Source organism: Thermohahella caldifontis (genome assembly GCF_041153465.1).
GTDB lineage: Bacteria > Pseudomonadota > Gammaproteobacteria > Pseudomonadales > Oleiphilaceae > Thermohahella > Thermohahella caldifontis.
Window position 1 is genome coordinate 3,281,293 of sequence record NZ_CP154858.1, and the last position, 18,030, is coordinate 3,299,322.

Below are 18,030 nucleotides of genomic sequence, written 5' to 3' on the forward strand. Positions count from 1 at the left end.
ATACTGTATGAACAAGCAGTGCCTGTTTATCTGGCGTCTCCCCATTTTTTACCCCGGCCCCGTGGCGAGAGAACCATTTCGGGCAAACAAGTCATCAATCAGACTTCGTGGTTTTCGTTTGCGCCAAAGTGGCCAGAACAGCACCCGTGCACCTCTGAACAGGTTCTGCCATCCCTTGAGCAGGCTGTAGAACGGGAACTTAAGCGCCTTGTCTGGCTTTTGACGGCGTGAACTTCTGATCAGACAGCTATCCCGGTCCTGCCAGACGGCAAGCAGTCCCCAGGCCAGACTCGCCAGCGCAACCAGATTCTGAAGTGTGGTGAAGCGCCGTGCCGGCACAGACTCCAGCGCAAAGCCCTGCTTGGTAAAGCGGTAGCCTTCCTCGCAGGCCCAGCGGTCCATGTAGGCATGGATCATGCGTTCTCCCTGTCGCCTTCCGCGCACCGGACGCGTGGTAACCAGCACCAGAGGTTCCGGCCGGTCATGGCGGACGACAATCATCCACAAGGGGCTGTCCGGATGCTCTCGCAGCATCACCCGGGTGATACCGAACCTGACGCGGGGGCCTCCCCGTCTGAGCTGCCCTTGGTGCTTCAGCGGCAGTTCACGGGCAATCTGCTGCGCTGTTTTATGACGGTCCCGCCAGCACCAGTAGCGCTGATTGGCCGCTCTGACCAGCACCTGTCGCTCACACCGGATCCAGGCATCCCACAGGATGCCCCGGTCGCCTCCCCGGTCTATCACCCAGAGCAGATCCTTCCGGATATGCCGGCTCACTTCATCCATCACCGAGAGAATGTCATGGTTCTCGCTTCTGAATGCCGTGCGCTGCGGGGTGTTCAGGCGGGTCAGCAACGGCAGCGTCTTCCCGCGCCGGACATCCCGTGCCACCACAGTCATCAGCGGATATCCGCCGACAATTTCTCCGGTATCGCCGTCCCTGACGCGGCCCCGCCATTCACTTTTCGGTGCGCCGTCACGGTTCAGATCGCCCGGATCAATGGCCAGGATCATGTCCTGCGTGACGTGCCGGCTGACGTGCGCAAGCTGCACCTGCTCTGCGGCCCAGGCCACTTCACTGTGTCCGGCCAGCATGCGGGAGATGCGCTTCTGGGTATGGTGCAGTCTGCATGGCTCATTGAGTGTGCGGGCAATCTCTGCCTGCGTGAGGGAACCGGAAGTGAGGATGCCGAAAGTGACCTCTGCCATGAGTTTTCTCACAGGCCGTGTGATCTGTTCAGGTGCCTGGTCAATCAGGCTGCAGAGGCGGGCTTTCCATTTTGTCCGATCTGTGGCATGGTAAGGCATCGGGGTTTTCCTTTGGGTTCAGTGACTTATAGGCAATCACATTGTACCTGGAGGGAAACCCCGATTCCGTTACCACATCACGTTTTTCCCTTTAAAGTCAAAAGGTTGAATGGCGCCTTCTGAAAAAATGGGGAGACGCCAGGTGCCTGTTTATGGCGTCTCCCCATTTTTTACCCCGGTCCCGTGGCGAGAGAACCATTTCGGGCAAACAAGTCATCAATCAGACTTCGTGGTTTTCGTTTGCGCCAAAGTGACCAGAACAGCACCCGTGCACCTCTGAAAAGGTTCTGCCATCCCTTGAGCAGGCTGTAGAACGGGAACTTAAGCGCCTTGTCCGGCTTTTGACGGCGTGAACTTCTGATCAGACAGCTATCCCGGTCCTGCCAGACGGCAAGCAGTCCCCAGGCCAGACTCGCCAGCGCAACCAGATTCTGAAGTGTGGTGAAGCGCCGTGCCGGTACAGACTCCAGCGCAAAGCCCTGCTTGGTAAAGCGGTAGCCTTCCTCGCAGGCCCAGCGGTCCATGTAGGCATGGATCATGCGTTCTCCCTGTCGCCTTCCGCGCACCGGACGCGTGGTAACCAGCACCAGAGGTTCCGGTCGGTCATGGCGGACGACAATCATCCACAAGGGGCTATCCGGATGCTCTCGCAGCATCACCCGGGTGATACCGAACCTGACGCGCGGGCCTCCCCGTCTGAGCTGCCCCTGATGCTTCAGCGGCAGTTCACGGGCAATCTGCTGCGCTGTTTTATGACGGTCCCGCCAGCACCAGTAGCGCTGATTGGCCGCTCTGACCAGCACCTGTCGCTCACACCGGATCCAGGCATCCCACAGGATGCCCCGGTCGCCTCCCCGGTCTATCACCCAGAGCAGATCCTTCCGGATATGCCGGCTCACTTCATCCATCACCGAGAGAATGTCATGGTTCTCGCTTCTGAATGCCGTGCGCTGCGGGGTGTTCAGGCGGGTCAGCAACGGCAGCGTCTTCCCGCGCCGGGCATCCCGTGCCACCACAGTCATCAGCGGATATCCGCCGACAATTTCTCCGGTATCGCCGTCCCTGACGCGGCCCCGCCATTCACTTTTCGGTGCGCCGTCACGGTTCAGATCGCCCGGATCAATGGCCAGGATCATGTCCTGCGTGACGTGCCGGCTGACGTGCGCAAGCTGCACCTGCTCTGCGGCCTAGGCCACTTCGCTGTGTCCGGCCAGCATGCGGGAAATGCGCTTCTGGGTATGGTGCAGTCTGCATGGCTCATTGAGTGTGCGGGCAATCTCTGCCTGCGTGAGGGAACCGGAAGTGAGGATGCCGAAAGTGACCTCTGCCATGAGCTTTCGCACAGGCCGTGTGATCTGTTCAGGTGCCTGGTCAATCAGGCTGCAGAGGCGGGCTTTCCATTTTGTCCGATCTGTGGCATGGTAAGGCATCGGGGTTTTCCTTTGGGTTCAGTGACTTATGGCCAATCACATTGTACCCGGAGGGAAACCCCGATTCCGTTACCACATCACGTTTTTCCCTTTAAAGTCAAAAGGTTGAATGGCGCCTTCTGAAAAAATGGGGAGACGCCAGGTGCCTGTTTGCCTTGAAAGACCGGGGGGTGCCCCCATATAGGGTGCAAATCCGTTTCAATACGAACATTGGAGAAGCATGCATGTCTGTGGACGAAAAGCACACCGCACAACCGGACGCTGAACCCAAACCCGGCCAGGAGCAGGAGGCAGGCGCAGAACAGGCGTCAGTCGATCAGGTGGAAAAGGAGGTGGCCGAGGATCTCGAAGCCGCAGAAGAAGTGGCCGAGAAAGTGGCGGACGAAATCGGCAGGCTGAAGGAGCAGCTGCTACGTGCACACGCCGAGATGCAGAACCTGCAGCGCCGTACCGCCAACGAGATCGAGAAGGCCCACAAGTTCGGCACGGAAAAGCTCATCAAGGAGCTGCTCCCGGTTGTGGACAGTCTCGAAAAGGCCATCGAGGCCTGTGGCGATGCTGAAGATCCCAAGGTCAAGGCGTTGCGTGAAGGTGTGGAAATGACGCTCACTCTCATGCTCAATACGCTGAAGAAATTCAACGTGGAAGTGATCGACCCGGTGGGCGAGCCCTTTAATCCGCAGCGTCATGAGGCCATGAGCATGGTGCCCAAGCCGGATGCGGAGCCCAATTCCGTCGTGGCTGTGCTGCAGAAGGGGTACCTGCTCAACGACCGGCTCGTGCGCCCGGCCATGGTGATTGTGGCGCAGGGCTGAGGCAGCAAAAGAATCCGGCGCCCGGGGTTGAAAAGCGTCACGCCGGGCCAATATTAGAGACAACAGTTCAGAACGTGTGAATTTCAGGAGTCAGAATTATGAGCAAGATTATCGGTATCGACCTCGGGACCACCAACTCATGTGTGGCCATCATGGAAGGCGACAAGGTCAAGGTGATTGAAAACGCCGAAGGTGCACGCACCACACCGTCCGTGGTCGCCTTCACGGAAGACGGAGAAATCCTGGTCGGACAGGCCGCCAAGCGTCAGGCCGTGACCAACCCGCACAACACCCTGTTTGCAGTCAAGCGTCTCATCGGTCGTCGCTTTGATGATCCGGTGGTACAGAAGGACATCAACATGGTGCCCTACAAGATCGTCAAGGCAGATAACGGTGACGCGTGGGTTGAAGTGCGCGGCAAGAAAATGGCACCGCCCCAGATTTCGGCAGAAGTGCTGAAGAAAATGAAGAAGACCGCCGAGGACTACCTGGGCGAGGAAGTGAAGGAAGCGGTCATCACCGTGCCGGCCTACTTCAACGATTCCCAGCGTCAGGCCACCAAGGACGCGGGCCGTATCGCCGGTCTGGATGTGAAGCGCATCATCAACGAGCCGACCGCGGCGGCGCTCGCCTACGGCATGGACAAGGCCAAGGGTGACAGCAAGATCGCCGTGTATGACCTGGGTGGTGGTACATTCGACATCTCCATCATCGAGATTGCGGATGTGGACGGCGAGAAGCAGTTCGAGGTGCTGGCCACCAACGGTGATACCTTCCTGGGTGGCGAAGACTTCGACCTGCGCCTGATCGACTTCCTGGTTGATGAATTCAAGAAGGAAAGCGGCGTCGATCTGAAAGGCGATCCGCTGGCCATGCAGCGTCTGAAGGAAGCTGCCGAGAAGGCCAAGATCGAGCTGTCCAGTGCCCAGCAGACCGACGTGAACCTGCCGTACATCACGGCGGATGCCAGCGGCCCGAAGCACCTGAACATCAAGGTGACCCGCGCCAAGCTGGAGTCTCTGGTCGAGGATCTGGTCGAGCGCAGCCTTGAGCCGTGCCGTATCGCACTGGAAGACGCTGGCCTGAGCAAGGGCGACATCGACGACGTCATCCTGGTGGGTGGTCAGACCCGGATGCCGCTGGTACAGAAGAAGGTGGCCGAGTTCTTCGGCAAGGAGCCGCGCAAGGACGTGAACCCGGATGAAGCCGTGGCCATCGGTGCTGCGATCCAGGGTGCCGTACTGAGTGGTGACGTGAAGGACGTACTGCTCCTCGACGTCACGCCGCTGACCCTGAGCATCGAAACCATGGGTGGTGTGGCAACGCCGATTATCGAGAAGAACACGACCATTCCGACCAAGAAGTCGCAGATCTTCTCCACGGCGGAAGACAACCAGACGGCTGTCACCATCCATGTGGTGCAGGGTGAGCGCAAGCGCGCCGCGGACAACAAGTCCCTGGGCCGGTTTGACCTGACGGACATTCCGCCGGCACCGCGTGGCGTACCGCAGATCGAGGTGACCTTCGACATCGACGCCAACGGTATTCTGCACGTGTCCGCCAAGGACAAGGGTACCGGCAAGGAGCAGTCCATCGTCATCAAGGCGTCCTCCGGTCTGACCGAGGAAGAGATCGAGAAGATGGTTCGCGATGCCGAAGCGCACGCTGCCGAGGACAAGAAGTTCGAAGAGCTGGTGAACGTCCGCAACCAGGGTGATGCTTTGGTTCACGCGACCAAGAAGACGCTGGAAGAAGCCAAGGACAAGGTCAGCGAGGACGAGAAGAAGCGCATTGAAGACGCGATTGCAGACCTCGAAGCTGCCCTCAAGGGCGACAACAAGGATGTGATTGAAGCCAAGATCAAGGCGCTGACCGAGGCCTCTTCCGATCTGGCCCAGAAGCTCTATGCGGATCAGACCCAGCAGGCCGGCCCGACTGGTGGTGCCAGTGGTCAGGCCGGCGGCAACCAGGCCGCAGATGATGCGGTGGATGCCGAGTTTGAAGAGGTCAAGGATGACAAAAAATAATTTCCGCTTATAGTGTAGCGGTCTGAAACGACAGCGCGGACTCTGGTCCGCGCTGTTTCCGTATCGGGCAGACCTCTCGTGGTCACAGAGAAACCATGAAGAAGTAGCCAGCAGTCGAGCACCGTCATGTCGAAGCGAGATTATTACGAAGTACTGGGCATCAGCCGAGAGGCGACTGCCGTCGAGATCAAGAAGGCCTATCGCAAGATGGCCATGCGGTATCACCCTGACCGAAACCCGGGTGACAAGGAAGCGGAAGAAAAATTCAAGGAAGTGAACGAGGCCTACGAGGTTCTCTCCGACGAAAGCAAGCGTGCGGCCTATGACCAGTTCGGCCACGCCGGCGTGGATGGTGCCGCCGGTGGTGGATTCGGAGGGGGCGGCCCGAGCTTCAGTGATATCTTCGGAGATGTATTCGGAGACATCTTTGGTGCTGGCCGCAGCAGCCGCTCCAACCGCGGTGCCGACCTGCGATACACGCTGGAGCTGGATCTGGAAGAGGCGGTACGCGGCAAGACCGTTCAGATCCGGGTGCCCTCGCATGAGAAGTGTGAAGAGTGCAATGGCACCGGTGCGGAGAAGGGGACGACACCGGAAACCTGCAGTACCTGTCATGGTGCAGGGCAGGTCAGGATGCAGCAGGGCTTCTTCTCCGTGCAGCAGACCTGCCCGCGTTGCCGTGGTGCCGGACGCATCATTCGTGTACCGTGCCGCAAGTGTCACGGGCATGGCGTGGTGGCCAAGGAGAAGACGCTGGAGGTCAAGGTGCCGCCCGGCGTGGATACCGGAGACCGCATCCGTCTGGCCGGGGAAGGCGAGCCCGGACCTCATGGTGGGCCCAACGGTGATCTCTATGTGCAGATTTCCGTCCGCGAGCACCCCCTCTTCGTGCGCGATGGCAACAACCTGTACTGCGAAGTGCCCATCTCCATCGTGGACGCGGCGTTGGGTGGCGAGCTGGAGATCCCCACGCTGGATGGTCGGCTGAAGCTCAAGATCCCGCCGGAAACCCAGACCGGCAAGCTGTTCCGCCTGCGCGGCAAAGGCGTGACACCGCTGCGTGGCGGGGCGCCCGGTGACCTGCTCTGCCGCGTGGTGGTGGAGACACCGGTCAACCTGACCGCCCGGCAGAAAGAGCTGCTGCGCGAGTTCCAGGCCGAGATGGACGGCAAGAACGGCAATCATACCCCCAAGAAGACCTCATGGTTCGAAGGGGTGAAGAAGTTCTTTGAAGACATGAAGTTCTAGGAGATCACCATGCAACGTATCGCCATAGCCGGTGTGGCCGGCAGGATGGGACGCGTACTGGTCGAGGCGGTGACGCAGCACCCGGACGTGAAGCTCGGTGCAGCGACGGTCAGGCCGGGCTCCTCCCTGGTGGGCACCGACGCGGGCCAGCTTGCCGGAGTGGGTTCCTTGGGTGTCGAGTGTGCAGCCTATCTGAGCGAAGTGCTGGATGACTTCGATGTGCTGATCGACTTCACGCAGCCCGAACTGACCGTCGACATGCTCGCCATCTGCCGCGACGCAGGCAAGGCGGTGGTGATCGGCACCACCGGACTCACCGAAGCACAGATTGCCACCATTCGTGAGGCGTCGCGGGACATCCCCGTGGTCTTCGCGCCCAACATGAGTGTCGGCATCAACGTGCTGCTCAAGGTGCTGGAGCTGACCGCACGCGTTTTAGGGGAGGGTTACGACATCGAGATCATCGAGGCGCATCACCGCCACAAGAAAGATGCCCCTTCCGGCACGGCGCTGAAGCTGGGTGAAGTGGTGGCCAACGCTCTCGGGCGAGACCTGTCCGAATGTGCGGTATACGGACGCGAGGGGATCACCGGCGAGCGCCCGGCGAACCAGATTGGGTTCGAAACCATCCGGGCGGGCGACATCGTGGGCGAGCACACGGTCATGTTTGCCGGTATCGGTGAGCGCGTGGAAATCACCCACAAGGCCTCCAGCCGGATGACCTTTGCGCAGGGCGCCGTTCGCGCTGCGGCCTGGCTGGCCGGCAAACCGGCAGGCTTGTACGACATGCAGGACGTTCTGGGATTGCGTTGATCCTCAATGGACAGCCCGGCACCGTGACGATATAATACCGCAGTTTGCGTGGGATCCGTACACGCAGACAGCGCGATTCACAACAAGAAAGCGGGAAGGAGGCAACTCCCTCTCGCTTTTTTGCAACCTGAAATCAGGCGACGTCTGAACAACTGTGGTGCGAACTGGCTGACTATGGAATCCAAAACTCCCGCAATTCTGGTACTCGAAGACGGTAGCGTCTTCAGGGGCTACAGCATCGGCGCAAAGGGCAAGAGCGTCGGTGAGGTCGTATTCAACACTGCCATGACCGGTTATCAGGAAATCCTGACCGACCCATCCTACGCGCGCCAGATGGTGACGCTCACCTATCCTCACATCGGCAACACGGGCGTCAACAGTGAGGATGTGGAATCGGCCGGTGTACACGCCGCCGGGCTGATCATTCGGGATCTGCCGATTCGCTACAGCAACTTCCGCGCAGAAAAGGGCCTTTCCGAATATCTGCAGGAAAACAATGTGGTGGCCATTGCGGGAATAGACACCCGTCGCCTCACCCGCATCCTGCGCGAAAAGGGTGCCCAGAACGGCTGCCTGATAGCCGGCGACCAGCCCGATGAAGCCGAGGCACTCGAAGCGGCACGCGCCTTTCCCGGCCTCAAGGGCATGGATCTGGCGAAGGAAGTGACCTGCGACAAACCCTACGAATGGAAACAGGGTGAATGGCATCTGGGTGAAGGCTATGCCGAGCCGGGCGAGGCGCGCTATCACGTGGTCGCCTATGACTTTGGCGTGAAGTACAACATCCTGCGCATGCTGGTTCAGCGCGGCTGCCGTGTCACAGTCGTTCCCGCCACCACGCCGGCCGAAGAGGTGCTGGCCCTCAATCCGGACGGCATATTCCTGTCCAACGGACCGGGTGATCCGGAGCCCTGTACCTATGCCATCGAAGCCATTCGCACCCTGCTCACCTCCGGCAAGCCGATATTTGGCATCTGTCTGGGGCACCAGCTGCTGGCTTTGGCCAGTGGTGCGCGCACAGTCAAGATGAAATTCGGCCATCACGGCGCCAACCACCCGGTCCAGGATCTGGATACGGGGGTGGTCATGATCACCAGCCAGAACCATGGGTTTGCGGTGGAAGAGGACAGCCTGCCGGATTGTCTGAGAGCTACGCACAAATCACTGTTTGACGGTTCCCTTCAGGGTATCGAACGTACCGACGTACCGGCCTTCAGCTTCCAGGGGCACCCGGAAGCCAGCCCCGGCCCCCACGACGTGGCGCCGCTGTTTGACCGCTACATCAACATGCTGGCCCAGCACGCCTGAAACCCGGACCGGAACGAGAGAGCACGCGCAACATGCCAAAACGTACAGATATAGAAAGCATACTGATCATCGGCGCCGGCCCCATTGTCATCGGCCAGGCCTGTGAATTCGACTACTCCGGTGCGCAGGCCTGCAAGGCACTGCGTGAGGAAGGCTACCGGGTCATCCTGGTCAACTCCAACCCGGCTACCATCATGACCGACCCGGCCATGGCCGATGCCACCTACATCGAGCCCATCACCTGGGAAAGTGTTGCCCGCATCATCGAGAAGGAGCGCCCCGACGCACTGCTGCCCACCATGGGCGGACAAACCGCACTCAACTGTGCGCTGGATCTGGCCAGACACGGGGTGCTGGAAGAGTTTGGCGTGGAAATGATCGGCGCCACCCAGGACGCCATCGACAAGGCGGAAGACCGGGAACGCTTCGACAAGGCCATGAAGGCCATCGGTCTGGAAACGCCCCGGTCGGCCATTGCCCACTCCATGGAAGAAGCCCTGCAGGTGCTTGACCGCATCGGCTTTCCGGCCATCATCCGTCCGTCCTTCACTTTGGGCGGCAGCGGCGGTGGCATCGCCTACAATCGTGAAGAATTTATCGAAATCTGCGAGCGCGGACTGGATCTTTCGCCCACCAATGAACTGCTCATCGACGAGTCGCTGCTGGGCTGGAAAGAATATGAAATGGAGGTCATCCGGGACAAGAAGGACAACTGCATCATCGTGTGTTCCATCGAAAACTTTGATCCGATGGGCGTCCACACCGGAGACTCCATTACGGTCGCGCCGGCACAGACACTGACGGACAAGGAATACCAGATCATGCGCGACGCCTCGCTGGCGGTTCTGCGCGAGATCGGCGTGGAAACCGGCGGCTCCAACGTCCAGTTTGGCGTGGATCCGAAGACCGGCCGCATGGTGGTCATCGAGATGAATCCGCGGGTGTCCCGTTCTTCGGCGCTGGCCTCCAAGGCCACCGGTTTCCCCATTGCCAAGGTGGCCGCCAAGCTGGCGGTCGGCTACACGCTGGACGAGCTGCAGAACGACATTACCGGTGGCGTCACGCCGGCATCCTTTGAGCCCAGCATTGACTACGTGGTCACCAAGATTCCGCGCTTCACCTTCGAGAAATTCCCGCAGGCCGACGCGCGGCTGACCACACAGATGAAATCGGTCGGTGAAGTCATGGCCATCGGCCGCACCTTCCAGGAGTCGGTTCAGAAGGCGCTGCGCGGCCTGGAGGTAGGCTCGGCCGGCTTTGAGCCCAAACTGGATTTCAATGAGCCGGATGCCCGTGACCGTCTGATCCGGGAGCTCAAGATTCCCGGTGCCGAGCGCATCTGGTATGTGGCCGATGCCTTCCGTGCCGGGATGACCGTCGAAGAGGTTTACGACGCCACGGGCATTGATCCCTGGTATCTGGTGCAGATCCAGGACATCGTCGACGAAGAAATGCAGATCCGCAACACCCCCATGGCGGAACTGACAGCGGAGCGTATCCGCGAGCTCAAGCGCAAGGGCTTTTCCGATGCCCGCTTGGCCAGCCTGCTGGATATCAGCGAATCGGCCTTCCGCAAGCTCCGGCACGAACTCGGTATCCGGCCCGTGTTCAAGCGTGTGGATACCTGTGCGGCCGAATTTGCCAGCACCACCGCCTACATGTACTCCACGTACGAGGAAGAGTGCGAGGCCGATCCGACGGATCGGGAAAAGATCGTGATCATTGGTGGTGGCCCCAACCGGATCGGGCAGGGGATCGAGTTTGACTACTGCTGTGTGCACGCTGCGCTGGCGCTGCGTGAGGACGGCTACGAAACCATCATGATCAACTGCAACCCGGAAACCGTCTCCACGGACTACGACACCTCCGACCGGTTGTACTTCGAGCCGATCACCCTTGAGGATGTGCTTGAAATCATCGAGGTCGAGAAACCAAAGGGCGTGATCGTCCATTATGGCGGTCAGACCCCGCTCAAGCTGGCGCGCGGACTTGAACAGGCCGGCGTGCCCATCATCGGCACCTCGCCCGATGCCATCGACCGGGCAGAAGACCGGGAGCGATTCCAGCGCATGATCGACAAGCTCGGTCTGCTGCAGCCCCCCAATGCCACCGCGCGGAGCATGGAGGAGGCGCTCGTCAAGGCGGCAGAAATCGGCTATCCGCTGGTGGTGCGTCCCTCCTACGTGCTGGGTGGCCGGGCCATGGAAATCGTCTACAACGAAGATGAACTGCGCAAGTACATGCGCGAAGCGGTCAGTGTCAGCAACGACTCGCCGGTACTGCTGGATCACTTCCTGAATGCGGCCATCGAAATCGACATCGATGCGGTCAGTGACGGCAAGGATGTGGTGATCGGCGGCATCATGCAGCATATCGAACAGGCAGGCGTGCACTCCGGTGACTCGGCCTGTTCGCTGCCGCCCTACAGTCTGCCGGCCGAGGTGCAGGATGAAATGCGGACCATGGTGGTGCGCATGGCCAAAGAGCTGGGTGTGGTGGGGCTGATGAACGTTCAGTTGGCCTGGCAGGACGACCGCATCTATGTCATTGAAGTGAATCCGCGTGCCTCCCGCACAGTGCCCTTCGTCTCCAAGGCCATCGGGCGCTCGCTGGCGAAGATTGCCGCCCGCTGCAAGGTCGGCAAGACACTGGCGGAGCAGGGCGTCACGAAGGAAATCGTGCCGGCTCGCTACAACGTCAAGGAATCCGTCTTCCCGTTCAACAAGTTCCCGGGCGTGGATCCCATTCTCGGGCCGGAAATGAAGTCTACCGGCGAAGTCATGGGGTCCGGCGAGACCTTCGACGAGGCCTTTGCCAAGGCCGCACTGGGTGCGGGCGTGACACTGCCCAAGGGTGGTACGGCATTCATCAGTGTGCGCGATGTGGACAAGCCCGGCGCAGTGCAGCTGGCCCGCGACCTGATCGAGGCCGGATTCGAGCTGATGGCAACCGGTGGCACGGCGCAGGCCATTGCTGATGCCGGATTGCCGGTACGCCGGGTCAACAAGGTGCGTGAAGGGCGTCCGCACGTAGTGGATGCCATCAAGAACGGTGAGGTGGATCTGATCGTCAACACCACGGAAGGGCGTCAGGCCATTGCCGATTCTGCGGAAATCCGCAAGTCGGCACTGATGCACAAGATCACCTATACTACGACTCTCGCAGGTGGAGAGGCACTGTGCCGTGCCATCCGCTTTGGCCAGCACGCCCTGACAGTGACACGTTTGCAGGACATACACTCAACAATGGGTACAGACGAATGAACAAGATTCCCATGACCAAGGCCGGAGAGGAAGCACTCCGGCAGGAGCTGCACCGGCTGAAAACGCAGGAGCGTCCGCGTATCATCGAAGCCATTGCCGAGGCGCGCGAGCATGGTGATCTGAAGGAAAACGCCGAGTACCATGCGGCGCGTGAACAGCAGGGTTTCATCGAAGGGCGCATCAAGGAAATTGAAGCCAAGCTGTCCATGGCGCAGGTCATTGATGTCACACAGATCGAAAACACCGGCAAGGTGATTTTCGGCGTGACAGTGGACATCATCGACTGTGAAACGGAAGAGAAAAAGACCTTCACCATTGTCGGCGACGACGAGGCGGACATCAAGCAAGGCAAGATTTCCATCAGTTCACCGGTTGCCCGGGCCCTGATCGGAAAGGAAGTCGGTGATGTGGTGACCGTTCACGTGCCCAATGGTGTCATCGAGTACGAGATCGACGACGTCCGGCACGAGTGATGGAAACGGTGATGTGAAACCGAACAGGCCGGGCAAGCCCGGCCTGTTGCATTTCAGAGGCGGCCGCTTTCGAAGCGCAGGATGTTGGACAGTTTGGGGTTGGGCTGCGGATTGCGTCGCAGCATGATCGCAATCTTGCCAATCTGCTGGATCAGCTCGGCACGGCTGAGTTTCAGGGTTTCCTGAATCAGCGCTGCCCGCACTTCACGATCCGGGATGGCGAACTTCACCTTGATCAGCTCGTGCTCGGACAATGCCCGCTCCAGTTCGTTGATGACGCCTTCGGAGATGCCGCCTTCGGCGATGGTCACGATCGGCTTGAGGTGGTGCGCGATCGTGCGATAATACTTCTTTTGATCAGCTGTTAAAGACATTCGTTATACCCGGTTGGACTTTGCCAGAACAAGCCACCCATTCTATCGACCACGGAGGCATCATGTCTACCAGATCCCGCTCCAGCGCACGCTGGTTGCAAGAACATCACAGTGATCACTATGTGCAGAAAGCGCGGGAAGAAGGCTACCGGTCTCGGGCGAGCTTCAAGCTGCTGGAGCTGGACAAGAAGGATCGGCTGTTCCGGCCGGGCATGACGGTCATTGATCTGGGGGGCGCGCCCGGAGGCTGGTCGCAGATTGCCGCGGAGCGCGTGGGGCATCACGGCCGCGTCATTGCCTGTGATCTGCTTGAAATGGACAGTATCGCCGGCGTCACCTTCATTCAGGGGGATTTCACCGAAGAAACCGTGCTGAATGAAATTCTGGCCTCGGTAAATGGCGAACCGGTAGATCTTGTACTTTCGGATATGGCCCCCAATATGAGTGGTAACAAGGCCGTGGATATTCCCCGCGCCATGTATCTCGTTGAGTTGTCCCTGGATCTCGCCCGCACCGTGCTCAAGCCGGGTGGCAACTGGGTGGCGAAAATCTTTCACGGAGAAGGCTTCGATCAGATCCTCGCCGATGCGCGGCAGAGCTTTTCCAATGTGGTCATCCGCAAGCCGGACGCCTCCAGGGCCCGGTCACGGGAAACCTATATCGTGGGCAAGGGCTTCAAAGCTTGAGCAAAAATTAATGGCACCCGGCTGGCCATAGGGCGGGGCCTATAGTATGGTTGACTGAGCACAGTCTGTTTGGAACTTACACGGGGTTACCCTTGAACGACATGGCAAAAAATCTGGTTTTATGGCTCATCATCGCGGCCGTCCTGATGACGGTCTTCAACAACTTCAACGTGCCGGCCGCGGGCAATCAGCTCGCCTATTCCGAATTCCTGCAAATGGTGGAATCCGGACAGGTGCGGCGTGTTGTCATTGATGGGCTTGAAGTGGACATCGAATCCACCAGCGGCGAACGTTACAAGACCATCCGTCCGAATGTGCTGGACCTGGATCTGATGACCGACCTGCGCAAGAACGATGTCATCGTGGAAGGGCGCGAGCCGGAGACCCAGAGTGTCTGGCAGCAGCTCCTGGTCGCCTCGTTCCCGATACTGATCATCATTGCCGTCTTCATGTTCTTCATGCGACAGATGCAGGGCGGGGGTGCCGGCAAGGGCCCCATGGCCTTCGGCAAGAGCAAGGCACGCCTCATGAGCGAGGACCAGATCAAGACCACCTTTGCGGATGTCGCGGGCTGTGACGAAGCCAAGGAAGAGGTCAAGGAGCTGGTGGAATTCCTGCGCGACCCCAGCAAGTTTCAGCGCCTGGGCGGCAAGATTCCCCGCGGCGTGCTGATGGTGGGCCCGCCCGGTACGGGTAAAACCCTCCTGGCAAAAGCCATTGCCGGTGAAGCCAAGGTGCCGTTCTTTTCCATCTCCGGTTCCGACTTCGTGGAAATGTTTGTCGGTGTCGGTGCCTCCCGTGTCCGCGACATGTTCGATCAGGCCAAGAAGCAGGCACCGTGCATTATCTTCATCGACGAGATTGACGCAGTGGGTCGCCATCGTGGTGCCGGTCTGGGAGGTGGTCACGACGAGCGTGAGCAGACCCTCAACCAGTTGCTGGTGGAAATGGATGGCTTTGAAGGCAACGAAGGCATAATCGTCATCGCGGCCACCAACCGTCCTGACGTGCTGGATCCGGCGCTCCTGCGCCCGGGTCGCTTCGACCGGCAGGTGGTCGTGAGCCTGCCCGATATCATCGGGCGTGAGCAGATTCTGCGGGTTCACATGCGTCGGGTGCCCATCGCCGATGACGTGGATGTGAGCGTGATTGCCCGCGGCACGCCGGGTTTCTCCGGTGCGGATCTGGCCAACCTGGTGAACGAGGCGGCTCTGTTCGCTGCAAGGGCCAACAAGCGGCTGGTCAGCATGCACGAGTTCGAGCTGGCCAAGGACAAGATCATGATGGGTGCCGAGCGCAAGTCCATGGTCATGTCCGAAAAGGAAAAGCTCAATACGGCTTACCATGAGGCCGGCCACGCGATCGTGGGGCGGCTGGTGCCTGACCACGACCCGGTCTACAAGGTGTCCATCATTCCCCGCGGGCGGGCACTGGGTGTCACCATGTTCCTGCCGGAAGAGGATCGTTACAGCCAGAGCAAGCGGGCTCTCATTTCCAGGATCTGCAGTCTCTATGGCGGCCGCGTCGCGGAAGAGCTGACGCTGGGACCTGACGGGGTGACGACCGGCGCATCCAACGATATCAAGCGGGCGACGGAAATTGCCCGCAACATGGTCACCAAGTGGGGGCTGTCCGACAAGCTCGGCCCGCTGATGTACGACGATGAAGGTGAGGAAGTCTTCCTGGGCCGCAGTGCGGGGCACGCTCCCAAGGTGTATTCACCGGAAACGGCGCAGCGCATTGATGAAGAGGTGCGCCAGATCATCGAGGACTGCTACGAGACCGCGAAGCGGATCCTGACCGAAAACCGCGACAAGCTGGATCTCATGGCGCAGGCCCTGATGAAGTACGAGACCATCGACAGTCATCAGATTGATGACATCATGGCAGGGCGCGAGCCTCGTCCACCCAAGGGCTGGAGTGATGACAAGGGCTCCGGTGGCAGTGCGCCGGTTACGGACGCCGGAGACGCATCGTCCGGCAAGACGGGCCCCGAGCCCGACAAGGATGGCAGTGTCGGCGGGCCTGCCGGCGAACACTGACCACACCCCGGAGGGCTGCCAATCGGCAGCCCTTCTGATTCAACCTTTCGGATCATCACTCATGCAGTTTGGTAACCGTTCACTGGATTTGTCCGTGCCCAGAATCATGGGCATTCTCAATGTCACGCCCGACTCCTTCTCGGACGGCGGGCGATTCTGCGACCTGAATGCAGCTGTCAGCCATGCACTGGCCATGTGCGAGGCGGGTGCGGATTTTATTGATGTCGGGGGCGAGAGCACCCGCCCCGGTGCACAGCCGGTTTCCGTGCAGGAGGAGCTGGATCGTGTCTGTCCCGTGGTCGAGACGCTGCTGAAGCAGACCGATGCCCTGATCTCCGTGGACACCAGTACCCCCGAAGTGATGCAGGAAGTCATCGCCCTGGGCGTGCACCTGATCAACGACGTGCGGGCTTTCAGCCGCCCCGGCGCCGCTGAGGTCGTGCGTGATGCCCCCCAGGCGTTGTGTATCATGCACATGCAGGGTGAACCGGCCACCATGCAGGACAATCCGCAGTACGACAATGTCGTGGAGGACATTCGCCGCTTCCTGCTGCTGCGTGCGCAGGCCCTGACCCGAACCGGGATCAATTCCCGACGCATTTTGATCGATCCGGGCTTTGGTTTTGGCAAGACACTGGCGCATAATGTGGCCCTGTTGAAAGGGCTGGACCGCTTTGCAGACATCGGTTACCCCGTGCTGGTGGGCATGAGCCGCAAGCGCATGATCGGTGAGCTGACCGGGCGGGAGACCCCGGAACGGGTTGTGGGTAGCGCCGTCGCCGCGGCAATGGCCGTGGAACGCGGTGCCGCGATCGTGCGCGTCCATGATGTAGCGCAGACCCGGGACGCCATTCGTGTGGCCATGGCCGTTCGGGAAATGAAGGAGTATGGACATTGAGCAGACGTTACTTCGGAACAGATGGTATTCGCGGGCATGTGGGTGAGGCACCCATCACGCCGGATTTCATGCTGAAACTGGGCTGGGCCGCAGGGCGCGCACTGAGCTCGGGTGCGGAGCGCAAGCTGGTATTGATCGGCAAGGATACGCGCCTGTCGGGTTACATGTTCGAGTCGGCGCTGGAAGCCGGCCTCTCCGCGGCAGGCATTGATGTGGCTCTGCTCGGGCCGCTGCCCACTCCGGCTGTCGCGTATCTCACCCGTACGTTCAGGGCCTGTGCCGGGATCGTGATCAGTGCCTCCCATAACCCCCACCATGATAACGGCATCAAATTCTTTTCGGGCAGCGGATTCAAGCTGCCGGATGAGGTCGAAGCCTGTATTGAAGACTGGCTTGAAAAGCCGCTTGCCATTGACGATGCGGCTGCACTGGGCAAGGCCGTTCGTATCGAGGATGCACGCGGGCGCTATATCGAGTTCTGCAAGAGTACCGTGCCCTTCAGTCTGTCGCTGGACGGCATGAATATCGTGCTGGATTGCGCCCAAGGCGCCACGTATCAGGTCGCCCCGGCGGTGTTCCGGGAGCTGGGCGCAAAGGTGACGGTGCTGGGCAATCAGCCGAACGGACTGAACATTAACGATGGCTTCGGTTCCACGCACCCGGAAGCGCTGCAGAAAGCCGTAGTGGAATCCGGCGCCGACCTGGGGATCGCTTTTGACGGAGATGGCGACCGGGTGCTGATGGTGGATGGTGATGGCCGTCTGGTGGATGGTGACGAACTGCTCTACATCATTGCCTGTCATCGTCAGGACAAGGGGCTGCTCAAGGGAGGTGTGGTCGGTACACTGATGACCAACTTCGGTATCGAGCAGGCATTGCGCAAGCGGGAGATACCTTTTGTCCGCGCCAAGGTGGGGGATCGCTATGTCATGGAAAAACTGTTCGAACATGACTGGTGGATTGGTGGAGAGGGATCCGGTCACCTGGTGTGCCGCGATGTGACCACCACCGGAGACGGCATTGTCTCCGCCCTGCAGGTGCTGGCCGCGTTGCGTGATGCCGGTGCCGCTCACCTGTCCGAGGTCCTGGAAGGTGTGGAGAAGACGCCGCAATCACTGGTGAACGTCCGCATGCGTGAAAAAGAGACGTCACTCAGGTGCCGGAAGTGGCACGGGCTGTTGCTGATGCAGAGAGGGAGTTGGGCGATCAGGGGCGCGTACTCTTGCGCCTTTCGGGCACGGAGCCGGTCGTCAGGGTCATGGTGGAGGGAACTGATGCAAATCGGGTGGCCGGTCTTGCGCAGCGTATCGCAGACGTGGTCGAGAGCCTGGCCTGACAGCCCGCT

Annotated in this window: 14 protein-coding genes and 1 pseudogene; 11 read left to right on the forward strand and 4 right to left on the reverse strand. The window is 60.1% G+C overall.

Annotation, left to right across the window (positions count from 1 at the left end; all coding sequences use genetic code 11):
• Positions 1-48: 48 nt before the first annotated feature.
• The 3 genes from AAIA72_RS15965 to AAIA72_RS15975 all read right to left on the reverse strand — a co-directional run bounded on the left by AAIA72_RS15965 (position 49) and on the right by AAIA72_RS15975 (position 2,639).
• Complete coding sequence (locus AAIA72_RS15965) at positions 49-1,209, reverse strand: hypothetical protein (RefSeq protein WP_369600498.1); 1,161 nt, start codon at positions 1,207-1,209, stop codon at positions 49-51.
• Between the two features lie 269 nt (positions 1,210-1,478).
• Positions 1,479-2,483, reverse strand: coding sequence for a hypothetical protein (locus tag AAIA72_RS15970; RefSeq protein ID WP_369601276.1), 1,005 nt, complete (start codon positions 2,481-2,483; stop codon positions 1,479-1,481).
• Positions 2,484-2,495: 12 nt separating this feature from the next.
• On the reverse strand, positions 2,496-2,639 hold the full coding sequence (locus AAIA72_RS15975) for a hypothetical protein (protein ID WP_369601277.1): 144 nt from the start codon (positions 2,637-2,639) through the stop codon (positions 2,496-2,498).
• 323 nt (positions 2,640-2,962) lie between these two features.
• Here AAIA72_RS15975 and grpE point away from each other — a divergent pair, with 323 nt between their 5' ends.
• From grpE to greA, 7 genes are all read left to right on the forward strand, one after another.
• Complete coding sequence (gene grpE / locus AAIA72_RS15980; protein ID WP_369601278.1) at positions 2,963-3,553, forward strand: nucleotide exchange factor GrpE; 591 nt, start codon at positions 2,963-2,965, stop codon at positions 3,551-3,553.
• A gap of 98 nt (positions 3,554-3,651) precedes the next feature.
• On the forward strand, positions 3,652-5,580 hold the full coding sequence (gene dnaK, locus AAIA72_RS15985) for a molecular chaperone DnaK (protein ID WP_369601279.1): 1,929 nt from the start codon (positions 3,652-3,654) through the stop codon (positions 5,578-5,580).
• Between the two features lie 126 nt (positions 5,581-5,706).
• Entirely contained in the window at positions 5,707-6,828 is a 1,122-nt protein-coding gene (dnaJ, locus tag AAIA72_RS15990) for a molecular chaperone DnaJ (RefSeq protein ID WP_369601280.1), read from the forward strand.
• A gap of 9 nt (positions 6,829-6,837) precedes the next feature.
• Entirely contained in the window at positions 6,838-7,641 is an 804-nt protein-coding gene (gene dapB / locus AAIA72_RS15995) for a 4-hydroxy-tetrahydrodipicolinate reductase (protein WP_369601281.1), read from the forward strand.
• Positions 7,642-7,815: 174 nt separating this feature from the next.
• Positions 7,816-8,949 (forward strand): glutamine-hydrolyzing carbamoyl-phosphate synthase small subunit, encoded by a 1,134-nt coding sequence (carA, locus tag AAIA72_RS16000; RefSeq protein WP_369601282.1) that lies wholly within the window; start codon positions 7,816-7,818, stop codon positions 8,947-8,949.
• A gap of 32 nt (positions 8,950-8,981) precedes the next feature.
• Positions 8,982-12,212 carry a carbamoyl-phosphate synthase large subunit gene (carB, locus tag AAIA72_RS16005; protein WP_369601283.1) on the forward strand — a complete coding sequence of 1,077 codons (3,231 nt, stop codon included), beginning with the start codon at positions 8,982-8,984 and terminating at the stop codon, positions 12,210-12,212.
• Positions 12,209-12,685 carry a transcription elongation factor GreA gene (greA, locus tag AAIA72_RS16010; protein ID WP_369601284.1) on the forward strand — a complete coding sequence of 159 codons (477 nt, stop codon included), beginning with the start codon at positions 12,209-12,211 and terminating at the stop codon, positions 12,683-12,685. Before carB ends, greA begins: the two co-directional genes overlap by 4 nt.
• Before the next feature lie 53 nt (positions 12,686-12,738).
• On the opposite strand, the gene AAIA72_RS16015 is transcribed toward greA, so the two are convergent.
• Positions 12,739-13,059, reverse strand: a complete 321-nt coding sequence (locus AAIA72_RS16015) for a YhbY family RNA-binding protein (protein WP_369601285.1) — start codon at positions 13,057-13,059, stop codon at positions 12,739-12,741.
• A 62-nt stretch (positions 13,060-13,121) separates the two neighbouring features.
• Here AAIA72_RS16015 and rlmE point away from each other — a divergent pair, with 62 nt between their 5' ends.
• The 4 genes and pseudogenes from rlmE to glmM all read left to right on the forward strand — a co-directional run bounded on the left by rlmE (position 13,122) and on the right by glmM (position 18,021).
• Positions 13,122-13,745, forward strand: a complete 624-nt coding sequence (gene rlmE, locus AAIA72_RS16020) for a 23S rRNA (uridine(2552)-2'-O)-methyltransferase RlmE (RefSeq protein ID WP_369601286.1) — start codon at positions 13,122-13,124, stop codon at positions 13,743-13,745.
• 92 nt (positions 13,746-13,837) lie between these two features.
• The gene (ftsH, locus tag AAIA72_RS16025; protein WP_369601287.1) at positions 13,838-15,787 is read left to right on the forward strand and encodes an ATP-dependent zinc metalloprotease FtsH; all 1,950 of its coding nucleotides are present in this window, start codon (positions 13,838-13,840) and stop codon (positions 15,785-15,787) included.
• Between the two features lie 61 nt (positions 15,788-15,848).
• Positions 15,849-16,685, forward strand: coding sequence for a dihydropteroate synthase (folP, locus tag AAIA72_RS16030; protein WP_369601288.1), 837 nt, complete (start codon positions 15,849-15,851; stop codon positions 16,683-16,685).
• Positions 16,682-18,021: pseudogene (gene glmM / locus AAIA72_RS16035) on the forward strand (phosphoglucosamine mutase). The gene folP and the pseudogene glmM overlap by 4 nt, the downstream one beginning before the upstream one ends.
• Positions 18,022-18,030 lie beyond the last annotated feature (9 nt).